Below are 17,202 nucleotides of genomic sequence, written 5' to 3' on the forward strand. Positions count from 1 at the left end.
GCAGCACCGGCAGCACCGGCAGCACCGGGAACGGCGGGACCGGCGGGAACGCCCGGGGTGCGCACGGCGACGACATCACCGTCGTCCACCTGATGCGGCACGGCGAGGTCGAGAACCCCGACGGGGTCCTGTACGGGCGGCTGCCCGGCTACCACCTGTCCGAGCTGGGCCGGCGGATGGCCGACCGGGTCGCCGAGCACCTCGCCCCCCGGGACATCACCTACGCCGTCGCCTCCCCGCTGGAGCGGGCGCAGGAGACGGCGACGCCGATCGCCAAGGTGCACGGGCTGGACCTCGACACCGACGGGCGGCTGATCGAGGCCGAGAACGTGTTCCAGGGCAAGACCTTCGGCATCGGCGACGGCGCCCTGCGCCGGCCCGCCAATTGGAAGCACGTGGTCAACCCGTTCAAGCCGTCCTGGGGCGAGCCGTACGTCGACCAGGTGATCCGGATGATGGGCGCGCTCGACGCCGCCAAGGACCGTGCCCGCGGGCACGAGGCGGTGCTGGTCAGCCATCAGCTGCCGATCTGGATCGTGCGGTCCTACGTGGAGAAGCGCCGCCTGTGGCACGACCCGCGCCGCCGCCAGTGCACGCTGGCGTCACTGACGACGTTCACGTACCAGGGCGACCGGATCGTCTCCGTCGGCTACACCGAACCGGCCCGCGATCTGGTCCCGGCCCACCTCCTGGCCGGCGCCAAGCCGGTCAAGGGGCAGTCCAAGGCGTACGGGGCCTGAATCGAGGCTCGTCGCTTCCGCCCGACTTGATCACCTTTCGTTACGGAATCCGCACAGATTTCCGGAAGTAATCCGGAACCACCCCTTCTCTCATGTCCTCTGACTGGGTGACCACCAGAGGACGTGAGAATCGGGGAAGCGATGCGCTCTCTCACCCGCAGGGGAATGCTCGGGCTCGGTGCGGGTGCCGCGGCGGCCGTCGGACTGGCGGGCTGCGGCTCTCCCGGGTCGGACTCCCGTACACCGTCGGACGGTTCCGGGGCGGCCGGCGGTTCCGGCGGCCCGTCGTCGTCGCCGTCCGGCAGCAGTGCGCCGAAGGCCCGTCCGATCGGCGACGGCTCCACGTCGTACACCGGGAAGCAGCCCCACCAGCCGGACGAGCCGGTGCCGCTGGAGCCGGGGCAGCAACCGCCGCAGTTCGTCGTCTTCTCCTGGGACGGCGCGGGCGAGGTCGGCAACGGCCTCTTCCCGCGCTTCCTGGACCTGGCCGAGGAACACGGCGCGCACATGACCTTCTTCCTCTCCGGGCTGTATCTCCTGCCCGAGTCGAAGAAGCGGCTCTACGACCCGCCGAACAACCGCCGCGGCGCCTCCGACATCGGATACCTCACCGACGGCCACATCAAGGACACGCTGACCAACATCCGCCGGGCCTGGCTGGACGGGCACGAGATCGGCACCCACTTCAACGGCCACTTCTGCGCCGGCTCCGGCTCGGTCGGCAACTGGACGCCCAAGCAGTGGCGCAGCGAGATCGACCAGGCGAAGTCCTTCGTCAAGCAGTGGCGCACCAACACCGGCTGGACCGATCTGCCGTCGCTGCCCTTCGACTACGACAAGGAACTGGTCGGCGGCCGTACGCCCTGCCTTCTCGGCCAGGACAAGCTGCTGCCCGCCGCCCGTGAGCTGGGTTGGCGCTACGACGCCTCCTCGCCCGGCGGTCGTCAGGTGTGGCCGGTGAGGAAGCAGGGCATATGGGACCTTCCGCTCCAGCAGATACCTTTCCCCGGACGTTCCTTCGAGGTCCTCTCGATGGACTACAACATGCTCGCCAACCAGTCGGTGAACACCACCAAGGCGCCGCCGCACAACTACCCGGCCTGGCGCGAGCAGTCCGCGCAGGCCTACATCCAGGGATTCAAGCGGGCGTATGAGTCAAATCGGGCACCCTTCTTCATCGGCAACCACTTCGAGGAGTGGAACGGCGGCATCTACATGGATGCCGTGGAGGAGTCCCTCAAGCACATCGCCAGGGAGCGGGACAAGGGCGGGGACATCCGGATGGTCTCCTTCCGGCAGTTCACCGACTGGCTGGACGTGCAGAAGCCGGACGTGCTCGCGCAGCTGCGCCGACTGGAGGTCGGCCAGGCGCCGGCGGAGGGCTGGAAGCGGACCTGAGTGCGCGGGCGATCCTGCGAACGAGACGCCGGAAACGGCTCTGAAATGCGGGTTCTCACCCGTGAGGGGGGTGGGCAAGATCCCCGGAACGGACATGCGAAACTTTTCACATGAGTGCCGACAGCCGCGCCTCCCAGCGCTCGAACCGCACCACGGTCCGCGTCCGTCGCCGTGCCGCCCTGACCGCGGGCGCCGCCGCGTGCGCACTGTTCGCGACCGCGTGCAGCTCCGGGGGGACCTCGGGCGGCGGCGGTGACACCAACTTCGTCACCGGCACCGACGGCATCGCCACCGTGGCGAAGGGCGAGCGGCACCAGGCACCCGAGCTGTCCGGCGAGACCGTCGACGGCGGGCAGCTCGACGTCGCCGACTACCGCGGCAAGATCGTCGTCCTCAACGTGTGGGGCTCCTGGTGCGGGCCGTGCCGCGCCGAGGCCAAGAACTTCGAGAAGGTCTACCAGGACACCAAGGACCAGGGCGTCCGGTTCGTCGGCATCAACACCCGCGACACCAGTACCGCCGCGGCCCTCCGCTTCGAGGAGGAGCAGGGCGTCACCTACCCCAGCCTGTACGACCCCTCGGGCAAGCTGATGCTCCGCTTCGAGAAGGGCACGCTCAACCCGCAGGCCATCCCCTCCACCCTCGTCCTGGACCGGGACGGGAAGATCGCCTCCCGCGCCCTCCAGCCGCTGACCGAGGAGAAGCTGCGCAAGATGGTCGACCCGGTCCTCGCGGAGAAGTGACGTGAGCGCAGTCTCGACGCTCGCGGCGGATCCCGGCGCGACGGTACGCGACGGGGCGCTCCTGCTGGCGCTGCCGATCGCCCTGCTCGCCGGGCTCGTCTCCTTCTTCTCGCCCTGCGTCCTGCCCCTCGTCCCCGGCTACCTCTCCTACGTCACCGGGGTCACCGGTACTGATCTGGCCGACGCGCGGCGCGGGCGGATGGTGGTCGGCGCCTCCCTGTTCGTGCTCGGCTTCACCGCCGTGTTCGTCTCCAGCGGGGCGCTGCTCGGCTACTTCGGGCAGACGCTCCAGGAGAACAAGGAGATCCTCTCCAGGGTGCTGGGCGTCTTCATGATCCTCATGGGCGTCTTCTTCATGGGGCTGATGCCCTGGTTCACCCAGCGCGAGTTCCGCTTCCACCGGCGGCCCGCGACGGGGCTGGTCGGCGCCCCGGTGCTGGGCGCGCTGTTCGGCATCGGCTGGACACCCTGCATCGGCCCGACCCTCGGGTCCGTGCTGGCGCTCTCCTCCAGTCAGGCGGGCGCCGGCCGCGGCGCCGTACTGACCGTCGCCTACTGCCTCGGCCTCGGCGTGCCCTTCGTGCTCGCCGCGGTCGCCTTCCGCAAGGCGCTCGGCGCCTTCGGCTGGATCAAGCGCCACTATGTCTGGGTGATGCGCATCGGCGGCACCATGATGATCGTGACCGGTCTGCTGCTGCTGACCGGCGCCTGGGACAGCATGGTGGCGCAGATGCAGACCTGGTCCAACGGCTTCACTGTGGGGATCTGACCGATGACCGAGGCGACCACCGACGCGACCGAGGCCACCACCGACGCGGCTGGGGTCACCAGCGACGCGGCTGGGGTCACCACCGACGTGGCCGGGGTCACCACCGACGAGACCCCGCAGGCCCGCGACGACCAGCAGCTGGGCGACGCCGGATCCCGGCTGTCCACGGCCCCCACCGAGGAGCCGAACCTGCCCGCCCTGGGCGTCGTCGGCTGGGTCCGCTGGTTCTGGCGGCAGCTCACCTCGATGCGGGTCGCGCTGCTGCTGCTCCTGCTGCTGTCGCTGGGCGCGATCCCCGGCTCGCTGATCCCGCAGACCGGCGTCGACCCCACCCAGGTCGAGCTCTTCCGCCAGAAGCACGAGACGCTCGCCCCGGTCTACGACAAGCTCGGCCTCTTCAACGTCTACAGCTCGGTGTGGTTCTCGGCGATCTACATCCTGCTGTTCGTCTCCCTCATCGGCTGCATCGTCCCGCGCACCTGGCAGTTCGTGGGCCAGCTGCGCAGCCGCCCGCCCGGCGCGCCCCGCCGCCTGACCCGGCTGCCCGCCTACACCACCTGGCGCACACAGACCGAGCCGGAGCAGGTCCGCGAGGCCGCGCTCGCCCTGATGGGCAGGCGCCGCTTCCGCGCCCATGTCAGCGGGGACGCGGTCGCCGCCGAGAAGGGCTATCTGCGTGAGCTCGGCAACCTCGTCTTCCATGTCGCCCTGATCGTGATGCTGATCGCCTTCGCCTGGGGCCAGCTGTTCCGGTACGAGGGCAACAAGCTGATCCTGGAGGGCGGCGGCTTCTCCAACACCCTCACCCAGTACGACGACTTCAAGTCCGGCAACCTCTTCGCCGCGGACGACCTGGACCCGTTCAGCTTCACCCTGAAGGACTTCAACGGCACCTACGAGCCGACCGGCCCCAACCGCGGCACCCCGCGCACCTTCGAGGCCCACCTCACCTACAGCGAGGGCGCGTACGGCGCGGAGAAGACCACCACGATCAAGGTCAACGAGCCGCTGGAGATCGACGGTTCGAAGATCTACCTGGTCAGCCACGGCTATGCGCCGATCCTCACCGTCAAGGACGCCCGGGGCAACGTGGTCATGGACCACGAGGCCGTGCCCCTGCTGCCGCAGGACGCCATGGTCACCTCCTCCGGCGCCGTCAAGGTCATGGACGGCTACCGCAACGCCAAGGGGGAGAAGGAGCAGCTCGGCTTCAACGCCTGGTTCCTGCCGACGTACGGCGGCAAGGGCACCACGATGGTGTCCCAGTTCCCGGCGCCGCTCAATCCGATGCTGGCGCTCTCCGCCTACCACGGCGACCTCGGCGTGGACGCGGGCTTCCCGCAGAGCGTCTACCAGCTCGACAAGCGGAACCTGGAGGAGTTCAAGGACCCCGACGGCGAGCTCTTCAAGGAGCAGCTGGCCGTGGGCGACACCATGACTCTCCCGAACGGCGCCGGCACCGTCACCTTCGAGGGCGTCACGGAGTGGGCCGGCTTCCAGGTCACCGAACAGCCCGCCAGCGGCTGGGCGCTCGCCGGCTCCCTCGCAGCCATCCTCGGTCTCGCCGCCTCCCTGTTCGTCCAGCGCCGCCGTGTGTGGGTGCGGGCGGTCAGGGGCGCGGACGGGGTCACCGTCGTCGAGATGGCCGGCCTCGGCCGCAGCGAGTCCGCCAAGGTGCCCGAGGAACTCGGCGATCTTGCCGCGGTCCTGTACGCACAGGCCCCCGGCGCACCCGACTCCGAGCCCGCCGACCTCGACCCCGAGTCCACCGCCCCGGAGTCCACCGACCCCCAGTCCACCGCCCCGGAGCCCACCGGCCTCGAGTCCACCGCCCCGGAGCCCACCGAGCCCGGCACTTCGGAGCCCGGCACCCGCGACACGCCCGGCACCCACGACACGCCCGACACCCACGAAGCCCCCGACCCACACCACCACGCAGCCGCACCTGCCGAGAGGGCTGAGCAGAAGTGACTCTCGCCATCACCCACGATCTCGCCGCCGCGGTCGACCTGGCCGCCGCGACCAACGAGAACCTCGCGAACCTCAGCAACACGCTGATCTACTCCGCGATGGCGGTCTACACCCTGGCCTTCCTCGCGTACATCGCCGAGTGGATCTTCGGCAGCCGCAGCAGGGTCGGCCGTACCGCCGCCGCGCTCACCACCGAGGCGCAGGCCGCGGCAGGGGCGAAGGCAGGCACCGGGACGGCCCCCGCGGTGACGGTGAAGCAGGCCGGCGGCGGTACCACCGTCCTGGAGCGCCCCAAGGTCGTCGTCCGGTCCACCTCCGGGACCCGCGACGTGCCCGACGGGCCCGGCGCGCACGGCGACACCGTCAAGGGCGACCTCTACGGGCGGATCGCCATCTCCCTCACGGTGCTGGCCTTCGCGCTGGAGTTCGGCGGTGTGCTCACCCGCGCCCTGTCGGTGCAGCGGGCGCCGTGGGGCAACATGTACGAGTTCAACATCACGTTCACCACCACCGCGGTGGGCGTGTACCTCGTGCTGCTCGCCCTCAAGAAGAACATCCGCTGGCTCGGCCTGCCGCTGACCACCACTGTGCTGCTCGACCTGGGTCTGGCCGTCACCGTCCTCTACACCGCCAGCGACCAGCTCGTGCCCGCCCTGCACTCGTACTGGCTGTGGATCCACGTCTCCACGGCGATCTTCTGCGGCGCGGTCTTCTACGTGGGCGCGGTCTCCACCGTCCTCTACCTGTTCAAGGACGGCTTCGAGAACAAGCTCGCGAGCGGCGGCAAGCCCGGCCGCTTCGCCGACTCGGTCCTCGACCGGCTGCCCTCCGCCGCCTCCCTCGACAAGTTCGCCTACCGCGTCAACGCCGCCGTGTTCCCGCTGTGGACGTTCACGATCATCGCGGGCGCCATCTGGGCGGGCGACGCCTGGGGCCGCTACTGGGGCTGGGACCCCAAGGAGACCTGGTCCTTCATCACCTGGATCGCCTACGCCTGCTACCTGCACGCCCGCGCCACCGCCGGCTGGAAGGGCCGCAAGGCCGCGTATCTGGCCCTGGTCGCCTTCGCCTGCTGGCTGTTCAACTACTACGGCGTCAACATCTTCGTCTCCGGCAAGCACTCGTACGCCGATGTGGGCCTGGGCGCGCTCCAGGCCGTCGGCTTCTGAGGCCCCGCGCACCGGCCGTCCCGCCCCGTGCCGCCGCCGAAGGCCGGTTCCCGTGACCCGCGTCACGGGAACCGGCCTTCGCCGTACGGACAGACGACAGGGTGTGGAGACGAATCTGCGGAACCGTATCCGTGCGGGGGACCACGACGCCTTCGGCGACCTCTTCGACGCGTACGCACGCTCGGTCTACAACCACGCCTTCCGGCTCACGGGGCAGTGGAGCACGGCCGAGGACGTCGTCTCGCTGACCTTCCTGGAGGCCTGGCGGCTGCGGGGGCGGCTGGACGCGGAGGGCGGCTCGCTGCGGCCCTGGCTGCTGGGCATCGCGACCAACGTGGCCCGCAACACCACCCGCGCCGCCCGAAGACACGCGGCTGCGGTGTCGCGGCTGCCGCGCGACGAGACAGTACGGGACTTCGCCGACGAAGTCGCCGGGCGGGTGGACGACGCGGCACAACTGGCCCTCGTCCGCGCCGCGCTGGCCGGGCTCCGGCGGGCCGAGCGGGAGGTGCTCGCACTGTGCGTGTGGTCGGGACTGGACTACCGCGCCGCCGCGGAGGCGCTCGGCGTGCCGGTGGGCACCGTTCGCTCCCGGCTCTCCCGAGCCCGGACAAAGCTCGCGAAACATCTCGAACGTATGGAACCGTCCGCCGCTCACGGACAGATGAGAGGTGACGACCGCACCCGCGCGGTCGGGCCCATCACGGAGGGAAACCGATGAACCAGCTTCCCGAGAGGGACCTCCGGCCGGGCCGTCACCGCCTCCTCAAGGAGCATCTGATGACCGAGATCCGGCAGGAAGAACAGACCACCCGCGCCCGCCGGGGGTGGCTGCGCCCGGCACTCGCCGCGGCTGCCGTCGCCACGGCCGCCGCCGTCTCCCTCGTGCTGCTGCCGCCGGGCTCCGGCGGCGACGCGAGCGCGAAGCCCCCGAGCCGGGCGACGGTCGCGCTGCTGGAGGACATCGCCCTGGCGGCCGAGCGCGGCGGCGACTACGGCGAGATCCGCGACGACCAGTACGTGTACGTGGACAGCAAGGTGTCCTACTCGCAGACCGGCGAGGGGACGAAGACGAGGATTCCGCCGCTGCACCGGCTGGAGAGCTGGCACGCGGTGGACGGCACCCGCAAGGGGCTCATGCAGGAGACGGGACGGGGCCGGTGGTCGACGGACCCCGACGCACAGCCGGGAGAGGCCGGCTACGAGGTCACGACCAACTACCGCCACCTGTCCACGCTGCCCACCGATCCGGACGAGATGTACGACTGGCTGCGCGAGACCGCCCCGGAGTACAGCGGCCAGGAGACCCATCAGGCGATGTACGTGCTGGTCGCCGACCTGATCCGGAACGCCGTCGTGCCGCCCGAGCAGGGTGCCGCGCTCTACCGGGCGGTCGCGCGGATCCCCGGCGTGACGATCGTCGAGAACGCGGTCGACGCCGCCGGGCGCAAGGGAGTGGCCATCACCCGCGAGGACCCGGACAACCCCACCCGCGACGAGTGGATCTTCGACCGGACGACGTACGAGTTCCTCGGTGAGCGCAGCGTGGCCACCGAGGACTACTCGGACGTCGAGAAGGGCACCGTCACCAGCAACACGGCGGTGCTCCGCCGTGCCGTGGTGGACGAGGCGGGGGTCAGGCCGTGACGGTGATCTTCGAGGAGCAGGAGGACCAGCTGCCCTTCACCAGGCAGACCCACATCTTGTAGCTCTTGCCCTCGGGGAGGTTGCCGGAGGCCTTGTCGGTGTACGGGGCGTTGTGGCCCCGGGTCGAGGCGACGCGCCCGTTGCTGAGGTGGGCCTCGATGCCGTACCCGTCGGACTTGGAGTCGTAGGCGGTGATCAGGTCGCCCGGCCAGCCCGCCTGCGGGTCCGCGAACCAGTTCGCGTAGCCGGCGGGGGTACCGCCGGTGAGCACCATGATCTGGTTGCTGGAGTAGTCGAACTTCACCGACGGGTGCGCGCTGGCGGTACCGGCGCTCGCCAGCGTGGCGCCCAGGGCGAGGACGGACGCGGCGGCGGCGACCGAAGCGGACCGGCCGAGGTTCTTCTTCACGTGGGGTTCCCTCCCGTTTTCATGAACATCGCATGGATGTTCGGGGTCGCTCTATGAATATCACGATCTTGGTGTGCGGCCGTGTGCATTTTGCGAAGGCCGGAGTCACGCTGGAGGTATGACCGGTTCCATCGAACAGGGCGCCAGCCGGACGCGCGGGAGCACGCACATCCTGCACTTCCTGGTGCGGCTCCCCCGGCCCATGGAGGAGGTCTGGCCCGCCCTGTCCACACCGACGGGGCTCGCCGCCTGGTTCACCCCGGCCGACGTCCTCGAAGCCCGGCTCGGCGGCGCGGTCACCCTGCGGGACATCGGGACCGGCCGGGTCACCGCCTGGGACGTGGACCGGGTCGCCGAGTACACGCTGGAGGACGGCGGGCGGATCCGGTTCCACCTGGAACGCGACGGCGACCGGGGCGCAGCCCTCCGCTTCACTCATGAGTTCCGCGGTGGCCGGGAGAGCGAACAGCGTTGGCGGGCGCGGTTCGAGCGGCTCGTCGCGGTCCTGGAACAGACTGACTGAGCCCGTCCTGCGGGGGTGGCCGCGCTGTGTCATCGCCGGGGCCGCTCTCCAGTACCGCGTAGTCCGCGAAACTGCGCCGGTAACCCCCGCGGGCCGTGAGGACATCGATCGCCCGGACACTTCTCTGTCGTTGATCGAGATGCCCGACGGACAGCGCTGGGTGTACTCCGAGTCCTTGGACCGGGGGCATTTCAGCGACGATCCGGCCGTCTTCGTGCGGCACAGCCGGACCTGTGATGTGCTCAGGGCGGACGTTCTGTCAGCCTCTGGGTCCGCTGCTCTGATCTTGCTGAGCCTGGATACCGCCGAGCAGGGCGGGTTCCTCCATCGCGTCGCGGGACACGTGGACCTCTGGCCTGACGGAGCACTCGGTGCGACCCGGGCCGAAGAGTTCTTCGACGGCCAGTGATCCCGGCGCGGGCCCGGTTCAGTCCGGGTCCGCGCTGATCGACCGCCAGATCCGGTCCGGCAGGATACGTACCGCCTCGTCGAGGTCGATGTCCTGGATGCCGGCCAGCCAGCGCCGGGCGAGCCCCACCACCGGGCCCAGGACCAGCGTCTCCACCAACGGCAGCGGCAGCGGGGCGAGTTCGCCGGACTCGATGCGGGGCTGCGCCCAGAGGGCGAACGCCGACACGCTCGGGGCATGCGCCTCCCGCAGCTCCGGAGCCCTGGCCATCATGCGTTCGTCCGCGTAGGGCGAGTGGATGAGCAGCGCGGCGCCGGGGTGCTCGCGGACGAAGCCGACGTAGGCCTCGACCACGGCCCGGATTCCGTCCGGGCCGGTGTCGGTCGCTGTCACCGCGGTGACCAACTGCCCCAGCAGCCGGTGCGTCCAGCGTTCCGTGAGGGCGGTGAGCAGGCCGTCCAGGCTCCCGAAGTGGTGGTAGAGGCTGCCGAGGCTGACCCCGCTCGCCTTGGTCACGGCGCTGACGGTGACGCCCTGCTCGCCCGACTCCGTGTAGAGGCGGAGGGCGGTGTCGAGCAGCAGGTCGGCGGTGACCTCCCCGCGGTGCTGTTTGGGGCTCATCGATGGCCGTCCTCGGTGTCGTGCTGGGCCGGTTGCCTGGTGGGGGGCGGTGACCGACAGGGTAGAGCACGGGCCCTCCTGCGCCGCAGCAGGTGAATTTTTAGAGTTCATTTCTAGAAATCCACTACAGTAAGCCGCCGCGGCGGAGCACACTGGTGCCTCGTCGCACGCCCTACGCCAGGACCTGGAGTCGCCCGTGTCTTCCTCGCAGCACCCCTCGGCCGCCGCTCGCCCGGGCCGCTTCCGCCCGGCACTGCTCGCCGCCGCGGCCCTCGGGTTCTCGCTGGCGCTCACCGGCTGCGGCGGCGCCGACGGCTCCGACGCGGCGGCCGGGTCGTCGAGCCCGTCGGGCCCGTCGAGTCCGTACAGTCCCTCGCCGTACACTCCCGAGAGCAGCGACCCCTACGCCTCGCCGAGCGAGCCGCCGGACCCGTACGAGTCCGGCACCTGCCTCAACGGCAGCCTGCCCACCTCCACGACCGCGCAAGAGGTCGACGATGTCGACGAGGTGTCCTGCTCGGCGTCGGACGCGCACTACAAGGTGATCGAGACCATCCCGCTCACCTCGGACCTGAGCCGCTGCGAGGACAACCCCCGGACGCAGTACGCCTTCTCCTCCCGCTACACCCTCAACGGCGCGACCATCAACGAGTACGTGTACTGCCTGATCGGCCTCGGTTCGTACGCCCGCTGAAATAGAACTGTTTTCTAGAAAGACTTTTCACGGACGGGACGATGGACCAGACTGGTGCCCACGCCCGGATCCGTGTCCGTCCGTGCGGGCTCCGGGGGGGAGCGCACGGACGCGGGTCCGGCCAGGCCGACGGGGGAGACGGGGGAGACGGGGAGAGCGTGAACGGGCCACAGGGGCAAGGGCCGGAACTCTCGGGCAGCGGGGCCGAACCGCTGGAGGCGGACGACCCGCGGCGGATCGGGCCGATCCCGCTGATCGGACGGCTCGGCGCCGGAGGCATGGGCCGGGTGTTCCTCGGCGTCCACGAGGGCCGCCACGTCGCGGTCAAGCAGGTGCTGCCCTCCGTCGTCGCCGAGGACCCCGACTTCGTCCGCCGCTTCGGGCACGAGCTGGACAACCTGTCCCGGCTGCCCGAGGAGGCCACCGCACCGCTGCTCGCCGGTGACCGCGAGGCCCGGCCGCCCTGGTTCGCCACCGCCTACGTACCCGGCATCACCCTGCACGAGGCCGTCGAGCTGCACGGACCGCTGCCCGCCGACGCGCTGTGGCTGCTGCTGCGGGAGGCCGCCTCGGGACTGGCCGCGGTGCACGCGCTGGACATGGTGCACCGGGACCTCAAGCCGTCCAACGCGATGCTGACCCTCGACGGGCTCACGCTCATCGACTTCGGGGTCGCCCGCGCCGCCGAGCAGAGCCAGGTGACCCGGACCGGCATGGTGGTCGGCACGCCCGCCTACATGTCGCCCGAACAGGCCTCGGGCAACCGGGCGTCGAGCAGCGCCGTCGACGTCTTCGCCCTCGGCTCGGTCCTCGCGTACGCCGCTTCCGGGCGGCCTCCGTTCGGCGAGGAGTCCGGGCACGCGGTGCTCTACCGCATCGTGCACGAGCAACCCGACCTCGGCGCCCTGCACGCACTCGACGCCGAGCTTGCCGAAGTCGTCGCGTCCTGCCTCGACAAGGACTACGAAGGGCGGCCCAGCGCCGCCGAGCTCGTCGGACTCGCCGACCGGCACGGCCCGTTCGCCGCGCCGCTGTGGCCGGAGACGGTCAGTGCCCGGCTGGCCGAGCGGGCCGCCTTCGCCGCGCGGGTGCCGGAACCCGGCGAACTGCCGCCCGAGCCCGAGCCCGAGCCCGAGCCGGAGCCGGAGCCGGAGCCGCAGCCCGCGGGTGCTGCGCGGCCGGGACAGCCGGAGAAGCAGAAGCAGCAGGAGACGGGGGAGAAGGGGAAGAAGGGCGCCCGGCGCCGGGCCCGCCCCTTCTTCGCCGTCGTGCCCGTCGTCGTGGTGGCCGCCGGGACGACGCTCGCGATCCAGCTCCTGCCGAACGTCTCCGACCCGGCCACCGGAGCCGACGCGGGGCCGTCCGCCTCGGCCGCCGTCACGGCGTCGCCCGGACCCGGTTCGTCCGCCTCGGGCGCGGAGGGGAGCACCCCTGGGGAGTCCGCGTCCCCGTCGTCGTCGCAGGGCGCGGACAAGGACGGCGGGAAGGGCGGGAACGGCAAGGACACCGGGGGCGGATCGGCCAGGAACGGCGCCGGCCAGGGCGGCGGTTCGGGCGGGGACACCTCCCGTGCCACGGGCGGCTCGGGCGCCGGTGGCGGTGGGGGTGCCGACACCGGTACGGGTGCGGGCGGCGGCTCCGGCACGGGCGGCGGCTCGAACGGGTCGGGCGGCTCGAACGGGTCGGGCGGCTCGAACGGCTCAGGCGGGTCCGGCAGCTCCGGCGGGAGTTCCGGGAGTTCCGGGAGCTCTGGGAGCTCTGGGAGCTCTGGGAGTTCGGGCGGTTCCGGTGCTTCTGGCGGGTCGAGCAGCTCCGGCGGGAGTTCCGGAGGCGGCTCCGGTGGCAGCTCCGGTGGCAGCTCCGGTGGTAGCTCCGGAGGTGCGTCGACCTCCGCCCCGGCCCCCGGCTCGGGCCCGTACCGCTACCGCAACGGCGACAACGGCAACTGCCTCACCGCCGTCTTCAGCGCCGCGTCCGACGGTTCCTGCTCGGGCGCCGCCGCCTCCTGGACCGTCCAGGCCGCGTCGGGTGGCAGCTTCCGGCTCGTCAACCAGGCCAACGGCGGGTGCCTGTACGCGAACATGCTGGGCCAGGCGGTCTTCATCGGCGGCTGCGACAGCACGGCGGCGCGCTGGAAGTCGGGGTCCGGCGGATCGATCCGGAGCGTCAGCAACGGCGGCTGCCTCGACCTGGCCTTCGGCGGCGGTGTGGCGACGTCCACCTGCGCGGGGGAGGCGTCACAGCGCTGGACGCGGAGCTGAGCCGGGCCCGGCTCAGTCGCCCTTGGGATCCTCGTCACGGTCCCTGTCCCGGCCGCGGTCCTTGTCAGGGCCGCCGTCCTTGTCCCCGTCCCGGTCCTTGTCCTGGCCGAGGGACTTGAGGAAGTCCGGATTGTCGTCCGGCGCGACCCACTGCGCCCGGCCCTGGCCCGGACCCTGGGCGCGGCCCAGCGGAGCGGACCCGTGCCGCTTCTTGCCCGCGAGGATCCACGAGATCGATCCGACCAGCGGGAACAGCAGGACGAGGATCGCCCACAGCGGCTTGGGGATGTGGCGCACGTCCTCGTCCTTCGTGCTGATGCAGTCGATGAACGCATAGACGCTCAACGCCAGTGGCACGAGGAACATCAGCACCCGGAGCATGCGGCCTCTTCCAGCGAATCGTGCGAAAGCGGTGGGCGGTACAGGGCCAGGGTAGCCGCTCGGGGATACTGGACCCCATGGCTTACGACGATCTTCGCTCCCTGCTCAGGGCGCTGGAGCGCGAGGGCGACCTCAAGCGCATCAAGGCCGAGGTGGACCCGTATCTGGAGGTCGGGGAGATCGTCGACCGGGTGAACAAGGCCGGCGGTCCCGCGCTGCTCTTCGAGAACGTGAAGGGCTCCGCGATGCCGCTGGCGATGAACGTCTTCGGCACCGACCGCCGGCTGCTCAAGGCGCTGGGCCTGAAGTCGTACGACGAGATCTCCGGCAAGATCGGCGGGCTGCTCAGGCCCGAGCTGCCGCACGGGTTCGTCGGCGTGCGCGAGGCCTTCGGCAAGCTCGGCGCGATGACCCACGTACCGCCGAAGAAGGTCAAGTCCGACAGCGCGCCCGCGCAGGAGGTCGTGCTGCAGGGCGACGACGTCGATCTGGACCGGCTCCCGGCGCTGTTCACCTGGCCGCAGGACGGCGGCTCCTTCTTCAACCTGGGCCTGACCCACACCAAGGACCCGGAGACCGGCGTCCGCAATCTGGGGCTGTACCGGCTGCAGCGGCACGACAGCCGCACCATCGGCATGCACTGGCAGATCCACAAGGACAGCCGGAACCACTACCAGGTCGCCGCCCGCCGCGGCGAGCGGCTCCCGGTCGCCATCGCCTTCGGCTGCCCGCCCGCCGTGACCTACGCCTCCACCGCCCCGCTGCCCGGCGACATCGACGAGTACCTGTTCGCCGGGTTCGTGGCGGGCAAGCGGATCGAGATGGTCGACTGCAAGACCGTGCCGCTGCAGGTGCCGGCGCAGGCCGAGGTGGTGCTGGAGGGCTGGCTGGAGCCCGGCGAGATGCTGCCCGAGGGGCCCTTCGGCGACCACACCGGCTTCTACACCCCGCAGGAGCCCTTCCCCGCGCTGAAGATCGACTGCGTGACGATGCGGAAGCGTCCGCTGCTCCAGTCGATCGTGGTCGGCCGCCCCCCGACGGAGGACGGGCCGCTGGGACGGGCCACGGAGCGCTTCTTCCTCCCCCTCCTCAAGATCATCGTGCCGGACATCGTCGACTACCACCTCCCCGAGTCCGGCGGCTTCCACAACTGCGCGATCATCTCGATCGACAAGAAGTACCCCAAGCACGCCCAGAAGGTGATGCACGCCGTCTGGGGCGCGCACATGATGTCGCTGACCAAGCTGATCGTGGTGGTGGACGCCGACTGCGACGTCCACGATCTGCACGAGGTGTCCTGGCGCGCGCTCGGCAACACCGACTACGCCCGCGACCTCACCGTCGTCGAAGGCCCCGTCGACCATCTCGACCACGCCTCCTACCAGCAGTTCTGGGGCGGCAAGGCGGGCATCGACGCGACGAAGAAGTGGCCCGAGGAGGGCTACACACGCGACGGCGGCTGGCCCGACATGGTCCTCTCGGACCCGGATACGGCCGAACGGGTGACGCGGCGCTGGAAGGAATACGGCCTGTGACCGCCTCCGCCGCCGCGGTGCCCCAGCCCGGTGGGGCACGCGCGTTCCTGCGGCTGGTGATGATCGAGCACTCGGTGTTCGCCCTGCCCTTCGCGTACATCGCCGCACTGACGGCGATGTACGAGTGGGACCGGAACATCCACTGGGGCCGACTGCTCCTGGTCACCCTCGCCATGGTCGGTCTGCGCACCTTCGCGATGGCCGTCAACCGGATCATCGACCGTGAGATCGACGCGCGGAACCCGCGCACCGCCCACCGCGAGCTGGTGACCGGCGCGATGTCGGTGCGGCACGCGTGGACGGGCGCCCTGGTCGCCCTGGTGGTCTTCCTGGGCGCGGCGGCCCTGCTGAACCCGCTCTGCCTGGCCCTCGCGCCGATCGCGATCGTGCCGATGGTGGTCTACCCCTACGGCAAGCGGTTCACCAACTTCCCGCAGGCCATCCTCGGTCTCGCCCAGGCCATGGGCCCGGTCGGCGGCTGGCTGGCGATCACCGGCAGCTGGTCCTGGGACGCGGTGCTCCTCGGTCTGGCGGTGGGCATCTGGATCGGCGGCTTCGACCTGATCTACGCCTGCCAGGACGTGGACACCGACCGGGAGATCGGTGTCCGCTCGGTTCCGGCCCGCTTCGGCGTCCCGGCCGCGATCTGGGGCGCCCGCGCCTGTCACACGGTGACGACCGCGCTGTTGGTCTGGTACGCGGTCGCCACCGACGCCGGTGCCTTCTTCTGGCTCGGCCTGCTGATCGTCGCGGGCGCCTTCCTCTACGAGCACACCATCGTCCGTCCCCACGACCTGACCCGCGTCGACCGGGCGTTCTTCAGCGTCAACGGGTTCATCGGCATCGCCCTGTTCGTGTGCGCGCTGCTCGACCTGCTGGTCCGCGGGCTGACGGTCTAGGACCGGTGGCTCAGCCACCGGTCTGGGACCGGTGGCTCAGCGCTTGCCGTAGCGCAGTTCCTCCCAGGTCTGGGGGCCGACGATGCCGTCGGAGGCGCTCACGCCGATGTAGTACCACTGGAACCATTCGACCGCGGTCTCCGTCGCCGGGCCGTAGATGCCGTCCACGGCCAGCCTCTTGCCGCTGGCCTGCGGAAAGCGGGTGGTTTCGTTGATCAGCGCCTGGATCTCCCTGACATGGGCGCCGGTGCTGCCGCGCTGGGCCCAGGCCGTGCCCGCGTGGTAGCCGCAGTAGCGGCCGACGGTGCTGACAGCGGAGCAGCCGGCCGCGGCCTTGGCGGCGGCCGGAGCCGATGACGCGCCGCCGGCCGCCTGGGCGGAACCGGCGGGCAGCAGGATCAGGGCGGCGGCGGCAGCGGCGGCAGCGGCGGTGACCGCCGTCCGGCGCGGTCCACCGTGGGGGTGCTGCCGGGTGTGGTGCATGGGTGACTCCTTCGAGTGCGTGGGGAACTCCGCCGAGTGCTTGCGGAAGTCCGTCGAGTGCCTGCGGGACACCCGTCCGAGGCCCGGTGCCGGGCCGGTCGGGTCTGTCTCCGGGCGGGGGCGGTGCGCCGGGTCAGCCGCGCAGCTCGCGCCAGGTCTTCGGGCCGACGATGCCGTCGACCGCGCCCTTCCCCATGTAGTGGCCCTGGAACCAGCGGACGGCACTGCGGGTCTGCGGCCCGAACTGACCGTCCACGGTGAGAGGCTGGTTGTGGTACGCGTAGTAGGCCGTCGTCGAGCCGATCAGGTCCTGCAGCTCGCGGACGGCGGCTCCGCTGCTGCCGTAGGAGAGCGTGACACTGCGCTGCGGTGTGGCGTAGTAGTGGCCGCAGTACCAGCCGATGCTGCCGTAGGTGCAGGACGACGCGGCGGCCTTCCCGGCGGTCGCGGGCGCCGCGACCGCGGCGGGAGCCGTGGCTCCGGCCGCGCCGACGAGTGCGGCGGTCGCGGCCAGGGCGGCGGCTCCGGTACGGAGGCGAAGCTGCATGGG

The 17,202-nt window shown here is 71.0% G+C and carries 19 protein-coding genes; 14 read left to right on the forward strand and 5 right to left on the reverse strand.

Annotated features, from left to right (window positions below):
* The first annotated feature begins 92 nt into the window (after positions 1-92).
* From V5O46_RS14720 to V5O46_RS14755, 8 genes are all read left to right on the forward strand, one after another.
* The gene (locus tag V5O46_RS14720) at positions 93-740 is read left to right on the forward strand and encodes a histidine phosphatase family protein (RefSeq protein ID WP_332885128.1); all 648 of its coding nucleotides are present in this window, start codon (positions 93-95) and stop codon (positions 738-740) included.
* Positions 741-881: 141 nt separating this feature from the next.
* Positions 882-2,138, forward strand: coding sequence for a polysaccharide deacetylase family protein (locus V5O46_RS14725; RefSeq protein WP_332885036.1), 1,257 nt, complete (start codon positions 882-884; stop codon positions 2,136-2,138).
* Between the two features lie 110 nt (positions 2,139-2,248).
* Entirely contained in the window at positions 2,249-2,881 is a 633-nt protein-coding gene (locus V5O46_RS14730) for a TlpA family protein disulfide reductase (RefSeq protein ID WP_332885037.1), read from the forward strand.
* Between the two features lies 1 nt (position 2,882).
* Positions 2,883-3,650, forward strand: coding sequence for a cytochrome c biogenesis CcdA family protein (locus V5O46_RS14735; protein WP_332885038.1), 768 nt, complete (start codon positions 2,883-2,885; stop codon positions 3,648-3,650).
* Between the two features lie 3 nt (positions 3,651-3,653).
* On the forward strand, positions 3,654-5,621 hold the full coding sequence (locus V5O46_RS14740; protein WP_408648994.1) for a cytochrome c biogenesis protein ResB: 1,968 nt from the start codon (positions 3,654-3,656) through the stop codon (positions 5,619-5,621).
* A 98-nt stretch (positions 5,622-5,719) separates the two neighbouring features.
* On the forward strand, positions 5,720-6,790 hold the full coding sequence (gene ccsB, locus V5O46_RS14745) for a c-type cytochrome biogenesis protein CcsB (protein WP_408649000.1): 1,071 nt from the start codon (positions 5,720-5,722) through the stop codon (positions 6,788-6,790).
* A 103-nt stretch (positions 6,791-6,893) separates the two neighbouring features.
* Positions 6,894-7,511, forward strand: a complete 618-nt coding sequence (locus V5O46_RS14750) for an RNA polymerase sigma factor (protein ID WP_332885039.1) — start codon at positions 6,894-6,896, stop codon at positions 7,509-7,511.
* Entirely contained in the window at positions 7,508-8,437 is a 930-nt protein-coding gene (locus V5O46_RS14755) for a CU044_5270 family protein (RefSeq protein ID WP_332885040.1), read from the forward strand. Before V5O46_RS14750 ends, V5O46_RS14755 begins: the two co-directional genes overlap by 4 nt.
* On the opposite strand, the gene V5O46_RS14760 is transcribed toward V5O46_RS14755, so the two are convergent.
* Positions 8,427-8,846: a hypothetical protein gene (locus V5O46_RS14760; protein ID WP_332885041.1), complete on the reverse strand. Its 420-nt coding sequence runs from the start codon at positions 8,844-8,846 to the stop codon at positions 8,427-8,429. The genes V5O46_RS14755 and V5O46_RS14760 overlap by 11 nt on opposite strands.
* 118 nt (positions 8,847-8,964) lie before the next feature.
* On the opposite strand from V5O46_RS14760, the gene V5O46_RS14765 reads away from it, so the two are divergent.
* Together V5O46_RS14765 and V5O46_RS31930 are read left to right on the forward strand one after the other, a co-directional pair.
* A complete protein-coding gene (locus V5O46_RS14765) occupies positions 8,965-9,369 on the forward strand; it encodes an SRPBCC domain-containing protein (RefSeq protein WP_332885042.1) in 405 nt (134 codons plus the stop codon).
* A 130-nt stretch (positions 9,370-9,499) separates the two neighbouring features.
* A complete protein-coding gene (locus tag V5O46_RS31930; protein WP_408648995.1) occupies positions 9,500-9,778 on the forward strand; it encodes a hypothetical protein in 279 nt (92 codons plus the stop codon).
* Between the two features lie 18 nt (positions 9,779-9,796).
* On the opposite strand, the gene V5O46_RS14775 is transcribed toward V5O46_RS31930, so the two are convergent.
* Positions 9,797-10,399 carry a TetR/AcrR family transcriptional regulator gene (locus tag V5O46_RS14775; protein WP_332885043.1) on the reverse strand — a complete coding sequence of 201 codons (603 nt, stop codon included), beginning with the start codon at positions 10,397-10,399 and terminating at the stop codon, positions 9,797-9,799.
* 196 nt (positions 10,400-10,595) lie between these two features.
* On the opposite strand from V5O46_RS14775, the gene V5O46_RS14780 reads away from it, so the two are divergent.
* Positions 10,596-11,093 carry an LppU/SCO3897 family protein gene (locus tag V5O46_RS14780; protein WP_332885044.1) on the forward strand — a complete coding sequence of 166 codons (498 nt, stop codon included), beginning with the start codon at positions 10,596-10,598 and terminating at the stop codon, positions 11,091-11,093.
* A 158-nt stretch (positions 11,094-11,251) separates the two neighbouring features.
* Positions 11,252-13,354, forward strand: coding sequence for a serine/threonine-protein kinase (locus V5O46_RS14785; RefSeq protein WP_332885045.1), 2,103 nt, complete (start codon positions 11,252-11,254; stop codon positions 13,352-13,354).
* Between the two features lie 12 nt (positions 13,355-13,366).
* Here the strand turns inward: V5O46_RS14785 and V5O46_RS14790 are convergent, their stop codons facing one another.
* The gene (locus V5O46_RS14790; protein ID WP_332885046.1) at positions 13,367-13,735 is read right to left on the reverse strand and encodes a PLD nuclease N-terminal domain-containing protein; all 369 of its coding nucleotides are present in this window, start codon (positions 13,733-13,735) and stop codon (positions 13,367-13,369) included.
* A gap of 77 nt (positions 13,736-13,812) precedes the next feature.
* On the opposite strand from V5O46_RS14790, the gene V5O46_RS14795 reads away from it, so the two are divergent.
* Together V5O46_RS14795 and mqnP are read left to right on the forward strand one after the other, a co-directional pair.
* Positions 13,813-15,270: a menaquinone biosynthesis decarboxylase gene (locus V5O46_RS14795; RefSeq protein WP_332885047.1), complete on the forward strand. Its 1,458-nt coding sequence runs from the start codon at positions 13,813-13,815 to the stop codon at positions 15,268-15,270.
* A complete protein-coding gene (gene mqnP, locus V5O46_RS14800) occupies positions 15,267-16,169 on the forward strand; it encodes a menaquinone biosynthesis prenyltransferase MqnP (protein WP_332885048.1) in 903 nt (300 codons plus the stop codon). The genes V5O46_RS14795 and mqnP overlap by 4 nt, the downstream gene beginning before the upstream one ends.
* A gap of 36 nt (positions 16,170-16,205) precedes the next feature.
* Here the strand turns inward: mqnP and V5O46_RS14805 are convergent, their stop codons facing one another.
* Positions 16,206-16,652 carry a peptidoglycan-binding domain-containing protein gene (locus tag V5O46_RS14805; protein ID WP_332885049.1) on the reverse strand — a complete coding sequence of 149 codons (447 nt, stop codon included), beginning with the start codon at positions 16,650-16,652 and terminating at the stop codon, positions 16,206-16,208.
* Between the two features lie 133 nt (positions 16,653-16,785).
* A complete protein-coding gene (locus V5O46_RS14810) occupies positions 16,786-17,199 on the reverse strand; it encodes a peptidoglycan-binding domain-containing protein (protein ID WP_332885050.1) in 414 nt (137 codons plus the stop codon).
* Between the last annotated feature and the right edge of the window lie 3 nt (positions 17,200-17,202).

The sequence above is a fragment of the Streptomyces poriticola genome (genome assembly GCF_036689765.1).
GTDB lineage: Bacteria > Actinomycetota > Actinomycetes > Streptomycetales > Streptomycetaceae > Streptomyces > Streptomyces poriticola.

Bases quoted from the DNA above. Each gene is read 5' to 3' on its own strand.
- V5O46_RS14720 (WP_332885128.1), top strand. From the start codon at position 93: ATGCGGCACGGCGAGGTCGAGAACCCCGACGGGGTCCTGTACGGGCGG.
- V5O46_RS14725 (WP_332885036.1), top strand. From the start codon at position 882: ATGCGCTCTCTCACCCGCAGGGGAATGCTCGGGCTCGGTGCGGGTGCC.
- V5O46_RS14730 (WP_332885037.1), top strand. From the start codon at position 2,249: ATGAGTGCCGACAGCCGCGCCTCCCAGCGCTCGAACCGCACCACGGTC.
- V5O46_RS14740 (WP_408648994.1), top strand. From the start codon at position 3,654: ATGACCGAGGCGACCACCGACGCGACCGAGGCCACCACCGACGCGGCT.
- ccsB (WP_408649000.1), top strand. From the start codon at position 5,720: ATGGCGGTCTACACCCTGGCCTTCCTCGCGTACATCGCCGAGTGGATC.
- V5O46_RS14755 (WP_332885040.1), top strand. From the start codon at position 7,508: ATGAACCAGCTTCCCGAGAGGGACCTCCGGCCGGGCCGTCACCGCCTC.
- V5O46_RS14765 (WP_332885042.1), top strand. From the start codon at position 8,965: ATGACCGGTTCCATCGAACAGGGCGCCAGCCGGACGCGCGGGAGCACG.
- V5O46_RS14775 (WP_332885043.1), bottom strand. From the start codon at position 10,399: ATGAGCCCCAAACAGCACCGCGGGGAGGTCACCGCCGACCTGCTGCTC.
- V5O46_RS14790 (WP_332885046.1), bottom strand. From the start codon at position 13,735: ATGCTCCGGGTGCTGATGTTCCTCGTGCCACTGGCGTTGAGCGTCTAT.
- V5O46_RS14795 (WP_332885047.1), top strand. From the start codon at position 13,813: ATGGCTTACGACGATCTTCGCTCCCTGCTCAGGGCGCTGGAGCGCGAG.
- V5O46_RS14805 (WP_332885049.1), bottom strand. From the start codon at position 16,652: ATGCACCACACCCGGCAGCACCCCCACGGTGGACCGCGCCGGACGGCG.
- V5O46_RS14810 (WP_332885050.1), bottom strand. From the start codon at position 17,199: ATGCAGCTTCGCCTCCGTACCGGAGCCGCCGCCCTGGCCGCGACCGCC.